Below are 21,024 nucleotides of genomic sequence, written 5' to 3'. Positions count from 1 at the left end.
ATGTGCCATGCAGCTTGCGTTTCATCAGGTCGATGCGTTCAGTGACCGGCCCTTTGGCGGTAACCCGGCGATGGTCTATCGGCTCGATGCCTGGCTTGCCGATGACCTGATGCAAAAGATTGCCGCCGAACATAACCTGGCTGAAACCGCGTTTTTGGTGCGCGAAAACCAGCACTGGCATATCCGCTGGTTCACCCCGACCACCGAGGTGCCCTTGTGTGGTCATGCCACGTTGGCCAGCGCTTATGTGTTGTTCGAGGTCTATCACGAAACCGTGGAGCGGCTGGACTTCATCTGCAAATCCGGAGCGCTGAGCGTCACGCGCGAGGGCGAACGGCTGTGGTTGGATTTCCCTGCCATCGTGCCGGCTGAATTGGGCGCGTCCCTGGCGGTCCAGAGTGCCTTGGGTGTCGAGGCGGTGGATGTGCTGAGTTCCAACGAATTGTTCGTGGTATTGGAGTCGGAGCAGGCGGTGCTCGAATGCAAGCCGGACATGGCGGCCCTCGCGAAACTGCCATGGCCTGGCGCGATCGTGACCGCGCCGGGAAGCAAGCACGATTTCGTCTCGCGCTATTTTGCTCCGGCGATTGGTATCAATGAGGATCCGGTCACCGGGTCGACTCATTGCAGCCTTATTCCCTACTGGTCCAAGCGGCTGAACAAGCTCGGGCTGACGGCGTATCAATGCTCGGCAAGGGGAGGGGCATTGTTCTGCCGGCTGGAAGGTGACCGGGTGAAGATCGGTGGGCATGCCACGTTGGTGGCCAGCGGGACCCTATCAGTCGGTTGAGGTCAATGAGGTTCTGTGGGGGCGCGCGTGCTCGCTCCCACAGGGTGTAGCGTCAGTTGGCGACGCTATGCCGTCGCACGCCGCTGTCTATCGACGGCAAATGCGCTGCCGTACTGCCCGAGGCCTGGAACAGCACCAGGTGTTCGGCGGCCACGCGAATACCGACAGTCGCCCCGACCTGATGGTCGGCGTGGCTTGGGAAAATCGATTCCAGTTGCGCACCCGTCGGCAATTGCAGGCGATACAAGGTCGAAGCGCCCAGAAAAGTCTTACCGACGATGGTAGCCGTGAGCGGGCTGTCAGGCGCGTAGACGATATCGTCCGGGCGCAGCAGCACATCCACGGCGCTGCCGATGGGCCAGGTATAGGCCCGGTTTCCCCGTAGCGTCCCCAATTCGGTCTGCACTGATTCCGGGCTGTCGAGCTGGCCTCGGATGAAATAGCCCTGGCCGATAAAGCTGGCGACATAAGGCGTCAGGGGTTCGTGGTAAAGGTTGTAGGGCGTATCCCACTGTTCCAGCCGACCCTCCCGGAATACGCCGACATGATCACTCACGGCGAAGGCTTCTTCCTGGTCATGGGTCACCAGAATCGCGCTGGTGCCGCGAGCCTTGAGGATGTCCCGCACCTCATGGCTGAGCTTGCGTCGCAGCTCGCCATCGAGGTTGGAGAAGGGCTCGTCGAGCAGCAGCAATTGCGGCTCGGGCGCCAATGCCCTGGCGAGCGCCACGCGTTGTTGCTGGCCTCCGGAGAGCTCATGGGGAAAACGTTTACCGAGGTTCTTCAGGTTGACCAGTTCCAGCAGCTCTTCGACCACACGGTTCTTGCCAGGGTGTTTACGAATGCCGAATGCCATGTTCTCGGCGACGCTGAGGTGCGGGAACAGTGCATAGTCTTGGAATACCATGCCGATGCGACGTTTTTCCGGGGCCAAGGTGAAACCCGCGCGGGAAATGATTTCCCCGGCCAACTGGATCTCGCCTTCGTGTACCGGTTCGAAACCGGCGATGGCCCGCAGGGTCGTGGTCTTGCCGCACCCGGACGAGCCCAGCAAGCAGCCGATGTCGCCCGCATTGAGGTGCAGGTTGAGGTTCTGGACGACTCGCTGGTCCTGGTACCCGCAGGCCAGGTTATGCAGATTCAGTAACAAGGAGTGACTCATGCGTGGTGATACGCCGGCTCGACGAGGAATTCGAGCAGGGCCTTCTGTGCGTGGAGACGGTTTTCTGCCTGGTCCCAAGCGACGGATCGCGGGTCTTCCAGCAGGTCGAGGCTGATTTCCTCGCCGCGATGGGCGGGTAGGCAATGCATGAACAGCACCTCGGCGTCCGCCAGGTCGAGCAGGGCCCGTGTGACTTGCAACGGCGCGAACAGCTTGACGCGCTTGGCGGCTTCCTCTTCCTGGCCCATGGAGGTCCAGACGTCGGTGCTCACCAGGTGCGCGCCGGCCACGGCCAGCTTCGGATCACGGACCAGCGACACCCGGTCCCCGGCCTTGGCGAGCAGTTCTGCATCCGGGTCATAGCCTTCAGGGCAAGCGATCCGTAGCTGGAAGTCGAATTGCATCGACGCTTCTATATAGCTGTTGCACATGTTGTTGCCATCGCCGACCCAGGCAACGGTTTTGCCCTGGATCGAGCCGCGGTGCTCGAGGAAGGTCTGCATGTCGGCCAACAGCTGGCAAGGGTGCAGATCGTCGGATAGGCCGTTGATCACCGGCACGCGGGAATAGGCGGCGAATTCGGTCAGGGTGCTGTGGGCAAAGGTACGGATCATCACGGCGTCGAGCATGCTCGACATGACAATGGCGCAATCGCTGATCGGCTCGCCACGTCCCAGTTGAGTGTCGCGGGGCGACAGGAAAATCGCCTGGCCGCCAAGCTGGATCATGCCGGCTTCGAAAGAGATGCGCGTGCGCGTGGATGACTTCTCGAAAATCATCCCCAGCACACGGTTTTTCAAGGGCTCGAACAGTACGCCGCGTTTACGCAGGTCCTTGAGCTCAACGCCTCGACGGATCACGGCGAGCAACTCATCGGGCGTGAAATCCATCAGGGAGAGAAAGTGCCTTGCGCTCATGATTGACTACCTTTTTGTAACGGACCGCAGATGCTCAGAGCCTTGTTTCATGGAAAAACGGGCGAGACCTGCGGCAAAAGCCGCACGGGGCGACGAAATAGGGGAAAGGCGCGATATTGACATTAAATGTCGCGTCTTACCAATAGGGCTACGGTTATGAGGGATTTCAGCGAGGCCAATGCAGAGTTGCATTGGCGTGGTTGAGGCCGGTTTCCTGACAGCAGCGGGTTCATTTGTACACTGGCGTTGCGTCGCTTGGCAATCGAGCAGGGCGGGCATCGGGTGGTTGGCGGTCGGTTTTTGACCCGCTGGCCCGGGTCGTCGGTCTGTTGCCAAATGTGAAATATTTCCTAATGCAGGACCCTGAGTTATAAATGAACCCCTAGCCGCAGGAGCCCCGAAATGGATTCGAAAGAGCAACGACTGATGGAACTGTTGGGGCTGACGGCACGCACCCTGACCCACCTGACCGCTTCGGTGACGTCCATGTCATTCGAATTGCTGCGCAGCGATGACGAAGTGACCAAGGCGGCGGGGCGCCGCATGATCGATCGGATGGCCACGATCAGCGGTGGTCTCGATGAGCACTGGCGCTTGATTGGCGAGTTGACCGGGGTGCCCATGGCCCAGGAGGAAGTGCAGACCATCGAGGAAATCCAACTGCTGGCGCCTCCTCCCGAGCAGCCTTGACAGCGACACATCGGCGGGCCTGATGCCTGGCGATTCACAGGACGAACGTCGCTGGCGCTACCGGGCATCCCGCGCCATAGTTTTGTTCCCGCGGCCCAAAGTGCCCGCTACGAATAAAACAGAGGCTGGCCATGACCAAGACCCTCCATCACCGTGCGTGCCATCTGTGCGAGGCCATCTGTGGCCTGACTCTCGAAACCACCGAAACCGAAGGCCAAGGCCTGGCGATCACCTCGATCAAGGGTGATCCGCTGGACAGTTTCAGTCGTGGGCACATCTGCCCCAAGGCCGTGGCGTTGCAGGATATCCAGAACGATCCGGACCGCCTGCGCCAGCCCATGCAACGAGTCGGCGGCGAGTGGCAGCCCATCGCCTGGGACGACGCCTTTGCCTTGGTGGCCGAACGCCTTGCGGCGATCCAGGAGCGCCACGGCCAGAACGCGGTGGGGGTCTATCAGGGCAACCCCAGCGTGCACAACTATGGATTGATGACCCACAGCAACTATTTCCTCGGCTTGTTGAAAACCCGCAGCCGCTTTTCGGCGACTTCGGTTGATCAATTGCCCCATCACCTGACCAGTCACTTGATGTACGGTCACGGCTTGCTGCTGCCGATACCGGACATCGATCACACCGATTTCATGCTGATCCTGGGGGGTAATCCGCTGGCTTCCAATGGCAGCATCATGACCGTGCCGGATGTGGAGAAACGGCTGAAGGCAATCCAGTCCCGGGGCGGCCGGGTGGTGGTGGTCGATCCGCGGCGCAGCGAGACGGCGGCCATCGCCGACCAGCATGTATTCGTACGCCCCGGCGGCGATGCCGCGCTGCTGTTTGGCTTGCTTGGCACCTTGTTCAGCGAAGGACTGACGCGTGACAGTCATTTGCCGGTGGACGGCCTCGAAGAGGTGCGCCAGGCCGTTGCACCTTTCACCGCAGAGGCCATGAGCCCGCTTTGTGGGGTGCCTGCCCCGCAGATCCGCCAATTGGCCCGTGATTTCGCTGCCGCGCCGTCGGCCGTGTGCTATGGCAGGATGGGTGTTTCGACCCAGGCTTTCGGCACGCTGTGCCACTGGCTGATCCAGGTGATCAACCTGGTGACCGGCAATCTTGATCGAGTAGGCGGGGCACTGTGCACCGAGCCAGCGGTGGATTTGGTGGCGACCACTTCGGGCGGGCACTTCAATCGCTGGCAAAGCCGTGTATCCGGGCGTCCCGAATATGCGGGCGAGTTGCCTGTATCGACCCTCGCCGAAGAAATGCTCACCGGGGGCGAAGGGCAGATCCGTGCGCTGGTCACCGTGGCCGGCAACCCCGTGCTGTCCACGCCTAACGGACGGCAGCTCGAGCAAGCGCTGGATGGGCTTGAGTTCATGGTCAGCATCGACTTGTACATCAACGAAACCACGCGCTACGCCGACTTGATCCTGCCGTCGACCTCGGCCCTGGAAAATGATCATTACGACACCACGTTCAACCTGTTCGCCGTGCGTAACGTCAGCCGCTTCAACCGGGCCATCCTGCCCAAGCCCGAGGGAGCGCTGCACGATTGGGAGATTTTTGTCGGCCTGGCCAAGGCTTTTGCCGCCCGGACCGGCAAGGAGCTCAAGCCGACGATGCCGCCGGCGCAGATGATCGATTTCGGCCTGCGAGCCGGGATGTATGGCGATGCTTCGCCCTACAGGTTGTCCTTGGCAACGCTGTTCGATCATCCCCACGGTATCGATCTCGGAGCGCTCAAGCCCAATCTGACGGCCCGGTTGAAAACCGAAAATGGCCGCGTGCAGGCTGCGCCCGCCGTCATCCTCGCCGACCTGGCGCGCTTTGCCGCGTTGCGAGCGCCGGCAGCGGACGAGTTGCTGATGATTGGCCGGCGCCATGTGCGCAGCAATAACTCATGGATGCATAATTTCCACCGGCTGGTGAAAGGCAAGCCGCGTCATCAATTGCTGATGCATCCGCAAGACCTTGCCAGCCGGGGGCTTGTCGATGGGCAGCGCGTGAAGGTCAGCTCCCGGGTCGGCGTGATTGAAGTGGAGGTCCAGAGCAGCCCGGACATGATGAAAGGCGTGGTCAGCCTTCCTCACGGTTGGGGGCATGCTCGTCCTGGCGTGCAGATGACCATCGCCAGCGGACAGCCTGGGTCCAGCGCCAACGACCTGACCGATGAGCGCCAGCTCGATGAGTTATCCGGCAACGCGGCGCTGAACGGTGTTCCGGTGAAGGTGGCGGCTGCGTAAAATTGTCCCCGGGGCGGACCGAGCAAGGTGCTCGGCTTTCCGTTACAATGCGCCACCGTGTCGACATCTGTAGTCGCAAAAGTTCAAGCCGAGGTGCTCCGTGGATATCATCGAAACGATCAAAGAACAGATTGCCAACAACACCATCCTGCTCTACATGAAAGGCTCGCCGAACGCCCCACAGTGCGGCTTCTCGGCCAAGGCTGCTCAGGCGGTGATGGCGTGTGGCGAGAAGTTCGCCTACGTGGACATCCTGCAGAACCCGGAAATCCGCGCCAACCTGCCCAAGTACGCCAACTGGCCAACCTTCCCACAGTTGTGGGTTGGCGGTGAGCTGATCGGCGGCAGTGACATCATGACTGAGATGGCCGCCGACGGTTCGTTGCAGTCTACGATCAAGGCAGCTGTGGAAGCAGCGGCGGCTAACAAGTCCGAAGCCTGATCGACCGCAGTACTGTAGGAGCCTGGCCATCCAGGCAATAAAAAGCCCCGCACCTCGAAAGAGGGCGGGGCTTTTTAGTGGCTTGCTTTCGAGGGCGCTTATTCTTCGCCCATCTGCGATTGCAGGTAATTTTCCAGACCGATCTTGTCGATCAGGCCCAGCTGGGTTTCGAGCCAGTCGATGTGCTCTTCCTCGGATTCGAGAATGTCTTCCAGCAGTTCGCGGCTACCGAAGTCGCCAACGCTTTCGCAATGGGCAATGGCGGCTTTCAGGTCGGCGTGGCCGGTGCGCTCGATGCGCAGGTCGCACTCGAGCATTTCACGAGTATGTTCGCCGATGTGCAGCTTGCCCAGGTCCTGGACGTTCGGCAGGCCTTCGAGAAACAGGATTCGCTTGATCAGCTTGTCCGCATGTTTCATTTCATCGATGGATTCGTGGTACTCGTGCTTGCCCAGCTTGTTCAGGCCCCAATCCTCGTACATGCGTGCATGCAAGAAGTACTGATTGATCGCGACCAGCTCATTGGCAAGGATCTTGTTGAGATGCTGGATGACTGTAATGTCGCCTTTCATGATGAGGGCCTGCCCTGATAACTGTGTATTAAGGCGGAGTTTGAGCCGAGCTATTACGAGTGTCAAACCTAAGTTATTGAATAATAAATGAAAATTAATCGGAATAAGAATGTTTGTGTTCCGCGTCTGGAAGCTAACCATTTGATTTACAGGCATAAAAAAACCGGACATTGAGTCCGGTTCTTTGAATATCTGGATTTATGCGGCCGTAAATTCTGCCGGATAAGGGATCGAGGCTTGCACGGTCTGAACTTTGGCGAGGGTTTCACGCACCACTTCCTTGGCGAGGCAGGCGCATTTGCCGCATTGGCTGGCTACGCCGGTGGCCTGGCGGACTTCCCGGTAGCTGCAGCAACCCTCATAGATCGCTTCGCGGATTTGTCCGTCGGTGACGCCAGTGCAGAGGCATACATACATAAGTGAGAACCGTCGCTGGTTGTGACTCAATTGAGACGGATCTTAATGTTAACGAGAATGATTGTCAAAGTGGTTTCCTGCGCTGGTTGACGAACGGTGTCGAGCGCCTGCCATCAAGCGGGCATCGGATTTCCAGGGCCGCCAAAAAACCGTTGAGGACAGGCCAAACGTGCGGTGTATGATGGTCGGTCCTTGCAAAGCGGGTTCGTGTCACAGGGCTGTCGCCTGAGGGTGGCAGGCTGGCGCGGACCTTGTTTTCACGTTACTACACCAGGAGATATCCAATGAGCGTACTCGTAGGCAAACAAGCCCCTGACTTCACCGTTCCCGCCGTCCTCGGCAATGGCGAAATCGTCGACAGCTTCACCCTGTCCTCGGCCATCAAAGGCAAATACGGCCTGGTGTTCTTCTACCCGCTGGACTTCACTTTCGTTTGCCCGTCCGAGCTGATCGCACTGGATCACCGCATGGACGACTTCAAGGCGCGCAACGTTGAAGTGGTCGCCGTTTCGATCGACTCGCACTTCACCCACAACGCCTGGCGCAACACCGCCATCAATGCCGGTGGCATTGGCCCGGTGAAATACACCATGGCTGCCGACATGAAGCACGAAATCGCCAAGGCCTACGACGTTGAGTCCGAAGGCGGCGTGGCCTTCCGTGGCGCGTTCCTGATCGACGACAAAGGCGTGGTCCGTTCGCAGATCATCAACGACCTGCCGCTGGGACGTAACATGGAAGAGCTGATCCGTCTGGTTGACGCCCTGCAGTTCCACGAAGAGCATGGCGAAGTCTGCCCGGCCAACTGGAAAAAAGGCGACAAGGGCATGACCGCATCGCCTGAAGGCGTAGCTGCGTACCTGGGCGAGCACAGCGACAAGCTGTAAGCGCACCCATGCATAAAAAAAACCGGCCCTCGATGGGCCGGTTTTTTATGGACGTTTCTTGGCGCAGCACAGATCCCTTGCCACAAAGAGCCAGGCTGATGTCAGTCGTCGAAATCCTGCCAGCCACCCATTTCCTTCCACCGGTTGACGATGCCGCAAAACAGCTCGGCGGTTTTCTCGGTGTCGTAGCGGGCCGAATGGGCTTCACGGCCATCGAAATCGATGTCGGCTGCCTGGCACGCCTTGGCCAACACGGTCTGGCCATACGCCAGGCCTGCAAGGGTGGCCGTGTCGAAGCTGGAGAACGGATGGAAAGGGTTGCGCTTCATGTCCAGGCGCGCCACGGCGGCATTGAGGAAGCCCAGGTCGAAGCTGCTGTTGTGGCCAACCAGGATCGCTCGCTTGCAACCGTTGGCCTTCAGCGCCTTGCGCACACCACGGAAGATGTCGGTCAGCGCGGTCTCTTCGCTGACGGCCATGCGCAGCGGATGATCGAGCTTGATCCCGGTGAACTCCAGGGCAGCCGCTTCGATGTTGGCGCCTTCGAACGGTTCGACCCGGAAGAAATAGGTGTGGTCGGGGAAGACGAAGCCTTTCTCGTCCATGCCGATGGTCGTCGCGGCGATTTCCAGCAGCGCATCGGTGGCCGAGTTGAAACCGCCGGTTTCTACATCGACCACGACCGGCAGATAACCCCGGAAGCGAGCCGCCATTGGATGGCGCGGGCCGCCTGAGCCGCCGTTGCCGTCCAGTTCGTCATCGAAATGATCTTCACTCACGCGTTTTCCTCCAGCAGGCGCCAGCGCAGTTTTTCACCGGCGCGCAGCGGGATGACAGTCTGCTCGCCAAACGGCAGGCTGGCAGGGGCGGTCCACTCATCGCGAACCAGGGTAATACGATCGGTGTTCACCGGCAGGCCATAGAAGCGTGGGCCATGCAGGCTGGCGAAACCTTCGAGCTTGTCCAGGGCGTTGCGCTGCTCGAATGCCTCGGCATACATCTCGATGGCGGCGTAGGCGGTGTAACAGCCGGCGCAACCGCAGGCGGCTTCCTTGGCGTGACGGGCGTGGGGCGCCGAGTCGGTGCCCAGGAAGAACTTGGCGCTGCCGCTGGTGGCGGCGTCCAGCAAGGCTTCCTGATGGGTGTTGCGCTTGAGGATCGGCAGGCAGTAGAAATGCGGCCGGATCCCGCCCACCAGCATGTGGTTGCGGTTGTACAGCAGGTGGTGTGCGGTAATGGTCGCGCCGACGTTGGCCGAGGCCTCGTTGACGAATTGCACGGCATCGCCGGTGGTGATGTGCTCGAACACCACCTTCAGCGTCGGGAAGCGTTCGACGACGCGACGCATGTGTTCGTCGATGAAGATCTTCTCGCGGTCGAACACATCGACGTCGCCCCGGGTGACCTCGCCATGGATCAACAATGGCATGCCGACTTCGGCCATGACCTCCAGCGCAGGGAAGATCTTGTCGATGCTGGTGACACCGGAATCCGAGTTGGTGGTGGCGCCAGCGGGGTACAACTTGGCCGCGTGGACGAAACCACTGGCCTTGGCCTCGCGTATTTCTTCGGGCTGGGTGCGGTCGGTGAGGTAAAGCACCATCAGCGGTTCGAAGCGGCTGCCAGCCGGGCGTGCAGCCAGGATGCGCTGGCGATAGCCATCGGCCTCGGCAGCGTTACGCACGGGCGGAACCAGGTTAGGCATGATGATGGCGCGGCCAAAAGTGCGCGCGACATCGGCGACGGTATGGGTCAACACAGCACCATCGCGAAGATGAATATGCCAGTCGTCGGGACGCAGCAGGGTCAGGCGGTCGGACATGGGGGGCTTCCAGGCGGGTAAATCTCTGGCGAATGCTACCGGAAAAGACCGATCCGGGCACCCGCTATCAAGTTTTGCCGCAAGTTACCGATAGCCCCTTCAGGTGTGCCACGATTGCGTGCAGTGTCTAGGCCAAGCGGCATGCCCAGCGTTTTTCGATTTCCGTATAAAAGCCAGTGGAGCCTCCCGTGCGCCAGCGTTATCTAGCCTTGCTCAGTGTGTTTGCCAGCCTTCCTGCGATGGCGCTCACTTTCCAGACCCGTCTGGAGAGCATTGAGTGGACGGTCGAAGGCGATAAGTTCGAGTGTCGGCTGAGTCAGCCGATCACCGATTTTGGCAGCGGCGAATTCGTGCGCAAGGCGGGCGAGCAGGCCACGTTCCGGCTCAAGGCCTATAACCCGATGCTCGGTGGCGGCTCCGCGACGTTGCTGGCGGCGGCGGCGCCCTGGCAGCCAGGACGAGGCGATATCAACCTGGGCTCGGTCAGGATCGGTAGCGGCGATGTGCTGTTCAACAGCTCCCAGGTGCAGGCGGGCCGCTTGATCAGCGGGCTGATGGAAGGTCGCAGCCCCGTGGTGCGGCGTAACACCGACGATGGGCGGGTGTCGGAAGTCCGGTTGTTGCCCGTGCGCTTCAACAAGGCGTTCAGCGATTACCAGGGCTGTGTCGCGAAGCTGTTGCCGAAGAACTTCGAACAGATCAAGCAAACCCAGATCGGTTTTCCCGGCGAAGGCATCGAGCTCGACGCCCAGGCCAAGGCTCAGTTGCAGGTCATGCTTGACTTCATCAAGGCTGACCCGAGCGTCAATCATGTCGAACTCGACGGCCACTCCGACAACAGTGGCAACCGCCTGACCAACCGCGAGCTGTCGCGCCGCCGGGCCCTGGCCGTCCAGGACTTCTTCAAGGCCAACGGCTTCCAGGAGTCCCAGTTCACCGTTCGCTTCCATGGCGAGCGTTATCCGCTGGTGCCCAATACCAACGCCGCCAATCGGGCCAAGAACCGTCGTGTGCTGGTAAAACTGGAGCGGGGCGCCGCACCGGCCTCGGCCCCACAGCCGCCAACCCCTGCGACAACGCCTGCGGTGCCTGCCGTGGCGCCCGCTGCCGCGCCGGGCAAGCCGGCGACGCCAGTGGCCCCGGCCAAGGCGGCTACGCCTGCTGCGGCTACTGCGCGCACTTCCTGATCGCGCCTTGATCGTCGCGCAGCTGACATAATCTGTCGCTTCGTCGTCATAAGCTGTCGCGCCTCTGTAAATTATCCGCGGTGGACGTTAGACTTGCCGGCTTTCCGTACAACCCGTGGAGTGATGGCATGGCGGACGTAAACAAGGTCGTTCTGGCGTATTCCGGCGGCCTGGACACTTCGGTGATCCTCAAGTGGCTGCAGGACACATATAACTGCGAAGTGGTGACCTTCACCGCTGACCTGGGACAGGGCGAGGAAGTCGAGCCTGCACGCGCCAAGGCCCAGGCCATGGGCGTCAAAGAGATCTATATCGATGACCTGCGCGAAGAATTCGTCCGCGACTTCGTCTTCCCGATGTTCCGCGCCAACACTGTTTACGAAGGCGAATACCTGCTGGGCACGTCCATCGCCCGTCCGCTGATTGCCAAGCGCTTGATCGAAATCGCCAACGAAACTGGTGCCGATGCCATTTCCCATGGGGCGACCGGCAAGGGCAACGACCAGGTACGTTTCGAGCTGGGTGCCTATGCCCTCAAGCCGGGCGTGAAGGTCATTGCTCCATGGCGCGAGTGGGACTTGCTGTCCCGTGAAAAGCTGATGGACTACGCCGAGAAGCACGCGATCCCGATCGAGCGTCATGGCAAGAAAAAATCTCCGTACTCGATGGATGCCAACCTGTTGCACATCTCCTATGAAGGCGGCGTGCTGGAAGACACCTGGACCGAGCACGAAGAAGACATGTGGCGTTGGACCGTCTCCCCCGAGAAGGCTCCCGATACCCCGCAATACCTGGAACTGACCTATCGCAATGGCGACATCGTTGCGCTCGATGGCGTGGAAATGAGCCCGGCCACTGTGCTGGCGACCCTGAACCGCATCGGTGGCGAACACGGCATCGGTCGCCTCGACATCGTCGAGAACCGCTATGTCGGTATGAAGTCCCGTGGTTGCTACGAAACCCCAGGCGGCACCATCATGCTGCGCGCCCACCGGGCGATCGAATCGATCACCCTGGATCGCGAAGTGGCTCACTTGAAGGATGAGTTGATGCCCAAGTACGCCAGCCTCATCTACACCGGCTACTGGTGGAGCCCTGAGCGTCTGATGCTGCAACAGATGATCGATGCCTCCCAGGTCAACGTGAACGGTGTCGTGCGCCTGAAGCTGTACAAGGGCAACGTGATCGTGACCGGGCGCAAGTCCGACGACTCGCTGTTCGATGCCAACATCGCCACTTTTGAAGAAGACGGTGGTGCCTACAACCAGGCCGACGCGGCCGGCTTCATCAAGCTCAACGCCCTGCGCATGCGCATCGCGGCGAACAAGGGTCGCAAGCTGTTCTGATGCAATCCGAAAACGGCCTGCCGCATGGCAGGCCGTTTTCTGTTATTTCCCCGTCCCGTGTGTCGCTGCAGCCGTTTCCCTTATGGCTCACCCCGCCTGTTTATCCGGCAGTGTCCCTGCGCCGTTCCCGTTGTAAACAACGAAGACGATGATGGTCTTGCCCTCAAGACGCCGTCCCGAGTCCTTAGCCCAATACATGTCGACCGACGGGTGGGATGAAGTGTGCTTGAACGCATCGTCCAGAGCCGTGCACTTATTCCATTGATAAAACTGCGACAGGAAATCAGCCTTGCTTCCTTGGCGTGATCTACGTCTACGCCGACAGGATGACTCAGCCGCACCCCTTATGAAGTGCTTGGTCTTGTGGAAATCCGAGGGCGAGTACAAGGAACGGTAGTTGAAGTTGAGCGTGATAAAAAAAAGAAATAACAGGTAAAACGGGAAGCTGATGAGGAACCATACATAGTACTCTCGCTCTTCATCATCCAGAAACGGCAGGGAAATAGCTGCGGAAGTTTCGGAGATCGTTGCGAATACAGCGATCAGTGTCAGGGGGTTGGCGATGGTTCTTAATGATCTTTTCATGGTGAGTGCTCATAAGTAATAGTGTGCTCGAATGTTTGAGTTGATCGAATAATGAAATTGCCGGGCCGCTAGAATAACCCTGCGATCGGGCAGCGTTCTCTTTCGTGTGCTGGTAAGTGGAGTCTTTTTTATACAGAAAACTGAATCTTCCGAGCTAAACTTTTGCGGTTTGTCTATAAATAAATCGGTAACTTTTTATGAGGGAAATGCTTTTCCCTGGGTGGCAGGTAATCAGGTTTTTGACGAGAAGGCGCATTATTCATAGGGTGTTCGACGCGTGAGAATTGCCGTTCGCACCCCTCGGGAAAATTCATGGCACATTATTTGGAAGGTTATTTGTAGGATTTTTCTGCGTTGCTTGTAGGTTGCGTCTTTCGCTGCGAGCGGTAAGGGGGGACGACATGCCAAGGAAGAAATGACTAGGCTATTGTGCGTGCTCTAAAAATTCGAACAGCGAAGTTGGATTTGCCCATGAATAAAGTGCTGATCGTGGATGATCATCCCGTCATTCGTCTTGCTGTACGTTTGCTGATGGAGCGTCATGGATATGAAGTTATTGCCGAAACGGATAACGGCGTCGATGCATTGCAGATTGCCCGGGAACAAATGCCCGACATCGTTATTCTCGATATTGGAATTCCGAAGTTGGATGGATTGGAGGTTATCGCTCGCCTGACCATCAATCCTTCGCCATTGAAAGTGCTGGTGCTGACTTCCCAGGCCCCTGGACATTTTTCGATGCGCTGCATGCAAACGGGGGCCGCCGGCTATGTATGCAAACAGCAGGACCTGACCGAACTGTTGAGTGCGATAAAAGCGGTGCTGTCGGGCTATAGCTATTTTCCCAACCAGGCATTGCACACGGTGCGTTCAAGCCTTGGCAATGCCAGCGAGTCGGATATGGTGGAACGTTTGTCCGGGCGAGAGATGATGGTGCTGCAGCAACTGGCTCGCGGTAAGACCAACAAAGAGATCGCGGATGGGATGTTCCTGAGCAACAAGACCGTCAGCACCTACAAAACCCGCTTGTTGTTGAAGCTCAATGCCCGTTCGCTGGTGGACCTGATTGAACTGGCACAACGAAATGGACTGGTCTGAATCGGGCACGCGTACAGTAAAAAGCCTCCATCTGGGAGGCTTTTACGTGTCAGAGATCAAAATCGTAATCGGCGAGTTGCTTTTGGAGACGACGCTCTTCCAACAGGTTGTCGATGGTGCGGCGTTTACTCAGGTTGGTTTTTGCCACTTCCACGACAACAGGTTCCGCATCGTCACCTTCAACGGCGACGAAATCGTCTTCCACTACATCCAGTTGTTCTTTGCCAGTACTCATGGGGTCGACTCCAGGCTAAGACTGCCATTGGCGCTCCTTATATCGATAAACAACCGGCGGGTAAAAAAGATTTTTTCAATCGGCGGATGCGTAAAAGCAATAGCGCATCAATCGTCCGATGTCTTGTGCTTATATTCACATAGGTCTTCGATCCGGCAGCTCCCGCAACGGGGCTTGCGGGCCAGGCAGACGTAACGCCCATGCAGGATCAGCCAGTGGTGTGAATCCAGAAGGTAATCCTTGGGGACGAATTTCATGAGCTTCTTTTCCACTTCCACCACGTTCTTGCCCGGCGCCAGCCCAGTCCGGTTACTGACGCGGAAAATGTGGGTGTCGACGGCCATCGTCAATTGACGGAATGCGGTATTGAGAACCACATTGGCGGTCTTGCGACCGACACCTGGAAGAGCTTCCAGCGCTTCGCGGGACTGGGGAATCTCACCGCCGTGACGCTCGATCAGCAGGCGACAGGTCTCGATCACGTTTTTCGCCTTGCTGTTGAAAAGCCCGATGGTCTTGATGTACTCGGACAGCCCTTCGACGCCCAAGGCAAGGATCGCCTGCGGTGTATTGGCTACGGGAAAAAGCTTGGCCGTGGCTTTGTTGACACCGACGTCGGTGGATTGGGCCGATAGAATCACCGCGATCAGCAACTCGAAAGGGGAAGAGTAGGCCAGTTCGGTCTTTGGCTCGGGGTTGTCTTCATGAAAACGACGAAAGATTTCCAGACGTTTTGCGGCGTTCATGGGCGCGGCGTTTCCTCTTGGGTCGAACGGGGTTTGATGCCTGTCCAGGCTTGATAGGCGGCGAGCAGCAGGCCGAGCAGAATGAATCCGCCGGGGGCGAGCAGGGCCATTGGCACGCCTCTGCCGATCAGCTCGCGCAAAGCGCCCAGGCTGACGATCAAGAGGCCGAACTGCGCCGCCAACCTGAGGTGAGCAAGCCAGCGGCGCTCGACGACAGCGGTTTGTTCCAGGGTCACGCAGCTCAGTGCGATCCATGCGGTGTACATGCTCAGCGCGCCATGGCGCTCCAACATCCAGGCCTGGACGAGGAGGTCGGCGCAGGCGGTCATGGCGGCGGCCACGACGCAGGATGCGATGAGTCGCTGGCGGTCCGTGAGGCGCGGCCCCAGCAATGCCAGTGTCGAGCCGTGGGCGAGGCTGATCAAGACCCAGGCGAGCCACAGGACCAGCGCATTCACCAGCGAGTCGCTGGCTCCCACCAGAGGAACGAGCACGAGGCCGCGGGACCAGGGTATGGAGTTATTCATGACTGATCGCTCCCGTCAGCTGCGTCTTATGCCCGTCGAAGTAACGCAACGCATCGTGGACAGCCTGGAGCACCGCCCTGGATGTGACCGTCGCGCCAGCCAACTGGTCGAACTGGCCGTGATCCTTTTTCAACGCCCAACTCTCATCGGCAGGCACCTGGCTCGACTTGCCCTCGAAGGTTTGCAGCCAGGCATTCGGCCAGCCGGCTATCGCCGCGCCGAGGCCGGGAGTTTCCGACTGGCGCAGGATTTTTACGCCCAATACGCGTCCTGTCGGATCCACGGCGATCAGTAGCTCGATGCTGCCCTCGTAGCCCTGTACCTGGCTGCTTAGCAACACGGCGCTGGGCACTGCGTCGCGAGTTGCCAGGTAAGCGCCCAGCAATGTGCTGCGGGGCAGCGCCACCGGAGCCGCGATGAGCGGTTGCGCCATCGGCTGATTGTCGTAACGGTCGGGCGGCAGTATGTCGAGCAAGGTCCGGTTGGCGATGGCTTGGCGCTGCGCCTCGATGCGCCCGGCGGTGCCGGTTTGCACCAGGTACGTGGCGCCGATGGCAAGGCCGCCAAGCAACACCAGGATCGCAACGCCGGCGATTTTTTTCATGTCAGCGGGCGCCTTTGTCGTGCCTCGACGAAGCGCTCCAGGGCCGGCACGCCGAGATTCATCAACAACACCGCAAACGCTATGCCGTCCGGCAACCCACCCCAGGCGCGGACCACGTAGACCAGCAGCCCCGCGCCTACGCCGAACAACAGCCGGGCAAACGGGGCTTTGGCGCCCGACACGGGTTCGGTCACGATGAAAAACGCGCCGAGCATGGTTGCGCCGGTCAGCAGATGAAACAGTGGCGAACCGTGGGAATCCGAGCCCGAACCGTTCCAGAACAACAGGCTGACGGTGAACAGGCTGGCCAGCATGCCCACGGGGGCGTGCCACGTGAAAATCCGTTGTTGCAACAGGAACAGGCCGCCGGCAAGGAACCCCAGGTTGATCCACTCCACACCGTGTCCGCCCCAGCGGCCGAACGCCGGGTCGCTGGCAAACAGCTCGTCGATGGTCAGGCTGGTGTTTACCCGCAGGCTGTCCAACGCGGTGGCGCCGGCCCAGCCATCGGGGGGCTGGCCCATGTCGGCGACCAGGCGCAAACCGTCCATCAGGCCCAGGCCATGGGTCGTTGGCCATTGGCTCATGTATTGGGGGAACGCCATCAATACCAGGGCATACCCGAGCATCGCTGGATTGAACGGATTGCTGCCGACCCCACCCCAAAGGTGCTTGCCAAACAACAAGGCGCAGGCGACCGCCGTGACGGTCAGCCACCAAGGGCAATACGCTGGCAAGGCCAGGGCCAGCAAGGTGGCACTGACCAATGCGCTGCCGTCGCCCAGGTCTGGCTTGATGGGTCGTCGCCGCAAACGCAATATCAGCGCCTCGATCGCCAGCGCGGTCAGCCCGGACAACAACAGGTTCAGCAACACACCCCAACCAAAGAACCACATCGAGGCCAGAACGCCGGGCAACGTCGCCAGCAGTACACGCCGCATCGCCTGGCGCAGCCGTTCGTCCAGCGGATCAGCGAGCGGCATGGACATCCACCTGCCGCTCGGCGTCCTTGACGGCTTGCTCCAATGCTTGAAGCTGCTCCGCAGAGGCAGCGGCCGCCCGGGCCTTGCTGAGTTCGGCGCGACGCATCGCCAGCTGAATCTTGGCCCGCTTCAGTTCGGCGTCATTTGCCGGCACCGGTGCCGGCGTGGCGGGCGACGCAGCGCTTTCCAGTTGGGCCAATGCCTGTTCTGCCGCTTCGAACTGACGTTGCAGCACGATCAGCCGTGACTGTTGCTCGTAGGTCGGCGGATGGCCGAACGCTCTCAAGGACTTGTGCAACTGTGCCCGACTCATGGCCAAATCGACCTTGGCTTTCTTCAGGGCGGCATCCGCAGTGGCGGCTTTCTGCGCGCGCACTCGCTCCAATGCTGCCTGCACGGGATCGAGTGGCTGCGCCCGGGCCGGTTGGGCGTTCCGCTGGATTCTGGCCAGGCGCTCGGCTTGGCGCGCCTCATCTTCACGACGCAAGCGCGCGTTGCGTTGCTCGAAACGCTGACGAGCGTGATTGCGCTTGGCGGCTCGCGCTTGCCGCTCCTCGTCGCTGGAGGCGAGTCCTCCCACGATCGGCGTTACCGTCGCCACCGGCAATGGCCGCATCTCGATGCAATCCACCGGGCAAGGCGCCACGCAAAGATCACAGCCGGTGCATTCGTCGATGAGAACGGTGTGCATCAGCTTTGCCGCGCCGACAATCGCATCCACCGGGCAGGCCTGGATGCACTTGGTGCAGCCGATGCATTCGGCTTCCCGGATAAACGCGATTTGCGCCGGTGCCGCGCCGCGACTGGCGTCCAGCTCCAAGGCCGGCACCCGCATCAGTTCGGCCAAGGCTGCGATGGTTTCCCGTCCGCCAGGCGGACATTTGTTGATCGGCTCACCCTGGGCGATCCCTTCGGCATAGGGCTTACACCCGGGGTGACCGCACTTGCCGCATTGAGTTTGCGGAAGCAGGACATCGATGTGTTGAATCAGGTTCATGTCTTGACCAGCCCGCGCAATCCGAGAAACGCCACTGCCATCAGGCCGGCGCTGATCAGTTGGATCGGCAGCCCCCGCAAGGGCATGGGAATATCGTTGTCGTGGATTCGCTGTCGCAAGTCTTCGAACAGGCTTAACACCAGCCAGAAACCCAGTCCACCCCCCAGGCTCAAGGACATGGCGTGGCCCAGGCCGGTGGCCTCCCGGCTATTGAGCAGCGTGACGCCCAATATGCCGACATTGCCGAGTAGCAGCGGCCACAAGCCAGCAAGCGGCAGCATGGGCAGCCAGTGCTTCAGCAGCCCCAGCACCGGCCTGATCAGCAAGACACTCAGGGGCAGCCATAGCAAGAGCCGCATTGACGCCAGGCCGGCCGGGACCAGCAACCATTGGTCGATCAGATAGCCCACGCTCCCGACACAGAGCATCAGGCACGCCGTCGCCAGGCCCAGGGCATGCACCTGGCTTCGACCCTTGGCTGCCAGCAACGGATCGACGCCCAGCGGCCAATGCAACACCAGGTTGTTGATCAGGGCCGCGCTCAACAGGGATAAGAGGATTTCGGTCATGGCTATGGGGCGATAGGGCCTGTGACAGGATGGGCATTATCCGGCACACCGTGACGGCGAGCCAGATATGAAAATCCCACAGTCACTCGTTAGCGACTGTGGGATCGGTGCCGCGTGCAGTTGCGTTACTTGATCCGCTGGCCCGGCTTGGCGCCGCTATCGGGGCTTAGCAGGTAGATCTCTTCGCCGCCGGGGCCCGCCGCCATCACCATGCCCTCGGAAATACCGAAACGCATTTTGCGTGGCTTGAGGTTGGCGATCATCATCGTCAGCCGGCCTTCAAGCTTGGCTGGGTCAGGGTAGGCGCTCTTGATGCCGGAGAACACGTTGCGCTGCTCGTCACCGATGTCCAAGGTCAGGCGCAACAGCTTGTCGGCCCCTTCGACCGCTTCAGCCTTGACGATCAGCGCCACGCGCAGGTCGATCGCCGCGAAGGCGTCGAAGTCGATTTCAGGCGACAGCGGGTCCTTGGCCAGTTCGCCGTTGCCGCTCGGGCCGCCGGTGTCGGTCTGGCTGGCGGCCAGGTCTTCCTTGGAGGCGTCGATCATCGCTTGCACCTTGGTCGCGTCGATGCGGGTCATCAGCGGCTTGAACTCGTTCAACTGATGATCGCTCAGCAGGGTCTGGTGATCGTTCCAGGACAGGGGCGCGACGTTGAGGAACGCTTCGGCATCGGCGGCCAGCAGCGGCAGCACCGGCTTGAGGAAAATCACCAGTTGGCGGAACAGGTTAATGCCCAGGGCGCAGATCGCCTGGACTTCATCCTGCTTGCCGTCCTGCTTGGCCAACGACCAGGGTGCCTTGTCGGCGATCCACGCGTTGGCGCGGTCGGCCAGGGCCATGATCTCGCGCATGGCGCGTGCAAAGTCGCGGCTCTCATAGGCATCGGCGATGCTTGGCGCGGCGGCGAGGAAGGCGTCGGTCAGTTCCGGCGCGGCGTTACCGGCAACCAGCACGCCAGCGTTGCCTTTGTGGATGAAACCGGCGCAACGGCTGGCAATGTTGACGACCTTGCCCACCAGGTCGGAGTTGACCTTCTGCACGAAGTCTTCGAGATTCAGGTCCAGGTCGTCGACGCCACGGCCGAGCTTGGCGGCGTAGTAGTAACGCAGGTATTCCGGCGACAGGTGGTCCAGGTAGGTCCGCGCCTTGATGAACGTGCCGCGGGACTTGGACATCTTCTGGCCGTTGACGGTCAGGTAGCCGTGGACGTTGATGCCGGTCGGTTTGCGGAAACCGGCGCCTTCGAGCATGGCGGGCCAGAACAGCGCGTGGAAATTGACGATGTCCTTGCCGATGAAGTGATACACCTCGGCGGTGGAATCCTTGGCCCAGAAGGCGTCGAAGTCCAGCCCCGGGGTGCGGTCGCAGAGGTTCTTGAAACTGGCCATGTAGCCAATGGGCGCGTCCAGCCACACATAGAAATACTTGCCTGGCTCGCCAGGGATCTCGAAGCCGAAGTACGGCGCATCGCGGGAAATGTCCCACTCCTGCAGGCCCGAGTCGAGCCACTCGGCGAGCTTGTTGGCAACCGCGTCCTGCAGCGTGCCGCTGCGGGTCCAGGTCTGCAGCATCTGCTGGAAATCCGGCAGCTTGAAGAAGAAATGCTGGGAGTCCCTGAGCACCGGGGTTGCACCGGAAATCGCCGATTTCGGGTCTTTCAGGTCGGTCGGGGCGTAGGTGGCGCCGCATTTTTCGCAGTTGTCGCCGTACTGGTCCTCGGTGCCGCATTTCGGGCAGGTGCCCTTGATGAAGCGGTCGGCCAGGAACATTTTCTTTTCCGGGTCGAAATATTGGGTCACCGACCGGGTGGAAATATGCCCGGCGTCACGCAGCTTCAGGTAGATCTGGCTCGACAGCTCACGGTTTTCTTCGGCGTGGGTGGAGTGGAAGTTGTCGAAGTCCACCAGGAACTCGGCAAAGTCGGCGCTGTGTTCAGCCTGGACGTTGGCGATCAGTTGTTCCGGGGTGATGCCTTCTTTTTCCGCGCGCAACATGATGGCCGAGCCGTGGGCGTCGTCGGCGCAGACATAAATGCATTGGTTGCCGCGATGTTTCTGGAAGCGCGTCCACATATCGGTCTGGATGTATTCCAGCATGTGGCCAAGGTGGATCGAACCATTGGCGTAGGGCAGGGCGCTGGTGACGAGGATCTTGCGTGGCTCGGACATGGGGCTCGGCTACTTGATGAAACGGAGGTCGGCCACT

The 21,024-nt window shown here is 60.2% G+C and carries 23 protein-coding genes; 8 read left to right on the top strand and 15 right to left on the bottom strand.

What is annotated here, in order from left to right:
* The first annotated feature begins 7 nt into the window (after positions 1–7).
* Positions 8–790: a PhzF family phenazine biosynthesis protein gene (locus J3P92_RS19420; protein ID WP_420765230.1), complete on the top strand. Its 783-nt coding sequence runs from the start codon at positions 8–10 to the stop codon at positions 788–790.
* Positions 791–842: 52 nt separating this feature from the next.
* Here the strand turns inward: J3P92_RS19420 and J3P92_RS19415 are convergent, their stop codons facing one another.
* A complete protein-coding gene (locus tag J3P92_RS19415; RefSeq protein ID WP_434560301.1) occupies positions 843–1,952 on the bottom strand; it encodes an ABC transporter ATP-binding protein in 1,110 nt (369 codons plus the stop codon).
* Complete coding sequence (gene argF, locus J3P92_RS19410; RefSeq protein WP_434560299.1) at positions 1,949–2,869, bottom strand: ornithine carbamoyltransferase; 921 nt, start codon at positions 2,867–2,869, stop codon at positions 1,949–1,951. The genes J3P92_RS19415 and argF overlap by 4 nt, the downstream gene beginning before the upstream one ends.
* Before the next feature lie 402 nt (positions 2,870–3,271).
* On the opposite strand from argF, the gene J3P92_RS19405 reads away from it, so the two are divergent.
* From J3P92_RS19405 to grxD, 3 genes are all read left to right on the top strand, one after another.
* On the top strand, positions 3,272–3,559 hold the full coding sequence (locus J3P92_RS19405) for a hypothetical protein (protein ID WP_420765227.1): 288 nt from the start codon (positions 3,272–3,274) through the stop codon (positions 3,557–3,559).
* A gap of 131 nt (positions 3,560–3,690) precedes the next feature.
* The gene (locus J3P92_RS19400) at positions 3,691–5,799 is read left to right on the top strand and encodes a molybdopterin oxidoreductase family protein (RefSeq protein ID WP_434648718.1); all 2,109 of its coding nucleotides are present in this window, start codon (positions 3,691–3,693) and stop codon (positions 5,797–5,799) included.
* 100 nt (positions 5,800–5,899) lie between these two features.
* Entirely contained in the window at positions 5,900–6,241 is a 342-nt protein-coding gene (gene grxD, locus J3P92_RS19395; RefSeq protein WP_186569763.1) for a Grx4 family monothiol glutaredoxin, read from the top strand.
* A 98-nt stretch (positions 6,242–6,339) separates the two neighbouring features.
* On the opposite strand, the gene bfr is transcribed toward grxD, so the two are convergent.
* Together bfr and J3P92_RS19385 are read right to left on the bottom strand one after the other, a co-directional pair.
* The gene (gene bfr / locus J3P92_RS19390) at positions 6,340–6,813 is read right to left on the bottom strand and encodes a bacterioferritin (RefSeq protein ID WP_053124544.1); all 474 of its coding nucleotides are present in this window, start codon (positions 6,811–6,813) and stop codon (positions 6,340–6,342) included.
* A gap of 198 nt (positions 6,814–7,011) precedes the next feature.
* Positions 7,012–7,230 (bottom strand): bacterioferritin-associated ferredoxin, encoded by a 219-nt coding sequence (locus J3P92_RS19385; protein ID WP_434648716.1) that lies wholly within the window; start codon positions 7,228–7,230, stop codon positions 7,012–7,014.
* Between the two features lie 284 nt (positions 7,231–7,514).
* Between J3P92_RS19385 and J3P92_RS19380 the strand changes: the two genes are divergently transcribed.
* On the top strand, positions 7,515–8,117 hold the full coding sequence (locus tag J3P92_RS19380) for a peroxiredoxin (protein ID WP_039591751.1): 603 nt from the start codon (positions 7,515–7,517) through the stop codon (positions 8,115–8,117).
* Positions 8,118–8,218: 101 nt separating this feature from the next.
* On the opposite strand, the gene rnt is transcribed toward J3P92_RS19380, so the two are convergent.
* On the bottom strand, positions 8,219–8,896 hold the full coding sequence (gene rnt / locus J3P92_RS19375; RefSeq protein WP_420765224.1) for a ribonuclease T: 678 nt from the start codon (positions 8,894–8,896) through the stop codon (positions 8,219–8,221).
* Positions 8,893–9,939 carry a dihydroorotase gene (gene pyrC, locus J3P92_RS19370; RefSeq protein ID WP_420765223.1) on the bottom strand — a complete coding sequence of 349 codons (1,047 nt, stop codon included), beginning with the start codon at positions 9,937–9,939 and terminating at the stop codon, positions 8,893–8,895. Before pyrC ends, rnt begins: the two co-directional genes overlap by 4 nt.
* A 188-nt stretch (positions 9,940–10,127) precedes the next feature.
* On the opposite strand from pyrC, the gene J3P92_RS19365 reads away from it, so the two are divergent.
* Together J3P92_RS19365 and J3P92_RS19360 are read left to right on the top strand one after the other, a co-directional pair.
* The gene (locus J3P92_RS19365; protein WP_434560295.1) at positions 10,128–11,126 is read left to right on the top strand and encodes a flagellar protein MotY; all 999 of its coding nucleotides are present in this window, start codon (positions 10,128–10,130) and stop codon (positions 11,124–11,126) included.
* 128 nt (positions 11,127–11,254) lie between these two features.
* The gene (locus J3P92_RS19360) at positions 11,255–12,472 is read left to right on the top strand and encodes an argininosuccinate synthase (RefSeq protein ID WP_024779511.1); all 1,218 of its coding nucleotides are present in this window, start codon (positions 11,255–11,257) and stop codon (positions 12,470–12,472) included.
* Between the two features lie 87 nt (positions 12,473–12,559).
* On the opposite strand, the gene J3P92_RS19355 is transcribed toward J3P92_RS19360, so the two are convergent.
* Positions 12,560–13,057, bottom strand: a complete 498-nt coding sequence (locus J3P92_RS19355) for a hypothetical protein (RefSeq protein WP_434648715.1) — start codon at positions 13,055–13,057, stop codon at positions 12,560–12,562.
* Positions 13,058–13,528: 471 nt separating this feature from the next.
* Between J3P92_RS19355 and J3P92_RS19350 the strand changes: the two genes are divergently transcribed.
* A complete protein-coding gene (locus tag J3P92_RS19350; protein ID WP_420765220.1) occupies positions 13,529–14,155 on the top strand; it encodes a response regulator in 627 nt (208 codons plus the stop codon).
* A gap of 49 nt (positions 14,156–14,204) precedes the next feature.
* Here the strand turns inward: J3P92_RS19350 and J3P92_RS19345 are convergent, their stop codons facing one another.
* The 8 genes from J3P92_RS19345 to metG all read right to left on the bottom strand — a co-directional run bounded on the left by J3P92_RS19345 (position 14,205) and on the right by metG (position 20,987).
* Positions 14,205–14,390, bottom strand: a complete 186-nt coding sequence (locus J3P92_RS19345; RefSeq protein ID WP_420765219.1) for a PA3496 family putative envelope integrity protein — start codon at positions 14,388–14,390, stop codon at positions 14,205–14,207.
* A 107-nt stretch (positions 14,391–14,497) separates the two neighbouring features.
* The gene (nth, locus tag J3P92_RS19340) at positions 14,498–15,136 is read right to left on the bottom strand and encodes an endonuclease III (RefSeq protein ID WP_420765218.1); all 639 of its coding nucleotides are present in this window, start codon (positions 15,134–15,136) and stop codon (positions 14,498–14,500) included.
* Entirely contained in the window at positions 15,133–15,663 is a 531-nt protein-coding gene (locus tag J3P92_RS19335; RefSeq protein ID WP_434607407.1) for an Rnf-Nqr domain containing protein, read from the bottom strand. The genes nth and J3P92_RS19335 overlap by 4 nt, the downstream gene beginning before the upstream one ends.
* Complete coding sequence (locus J3P92_RS19330) at positions 15,656–16,267, bottom strand: RnfABCDGE type electron transport complex subunit G (protein ID WP_434648714.1); 612 nt, start codon at positions 16,265–16,267, stop codon at positions 15,656–15,658. The genes J3P92_RS19335 and J3P92_RS19330 overlap by 8 nt, the downstream gene beginning before the upstream one ends.
* A complete protein-coding gene (locus tag J3P92_RS19325) occupies positions 16,264–17,250 on the bottom strand; it encodes an RnfABCDGE type electron transport complex subunit D (RefSeq protein ID WP_434648713.1) in 987 nt (328 codons plus the stop codon). Before J3P92_RS19325 ends, J3P92_RS19330 begins: the two co-directional genes overlap by 4 nt.
* Positions 17,237–18,247, bottom strand: a complete 1,011-nt coding sequence (gene rsxB / locus J3P92_RS19320; RefSeq protein WP_434648711.1) for an electron transport complex subunit RsxB — start codon at positions 18,245–18,247, stop codon at positions 17,237–17,239. Before rsxB ends, J3P92_RS19325 begins: the two co-directional genes overlap by 14 nt.
* Positions 18,244–18,816, bottom strand: coding sequence for an Rnf-Nqr domain containing protein (locus J3P92_RS19315; protein WP_420765213.1), 573 nt, complete (start codon positions 18,814–18,816; stop codon positions 18,244–18,246). Before J3P92_RS19315 ends, rsxB begins: the two co-directional genes overlap by 4 nt.
* 125 nt (positions 18,817–18,941) lie before the next feature.
* Positions 18,942–20,987 (bottom strand): methionine--tRNA ligase, encoded by a 2,046-nt coding sequence (metG, locus tag J3P92_RS19310; RefSeq protein WP_420765212.1) that lies wholly within the window; start codon positions 20,985–20,987, stop codon positions 18,942–18,944.
* Positions 20,988–21,024 lie beyond the last annotated feature (37 nt).

It is taken from the genome of Pseudomonas sp. D3-27 (assembly GCF_051132165.1).
Classification (GTDB): Bacteria; Pseudomonadota; Gammaproteobacteria; order Pseudomonadales; family Pseudomonadaceae; genus Aquipseudomonas.
Note: the sequence above shows the minus strand (reverse complement) of the source record. Positions and strands in the feature narration are given on the sequence as shown.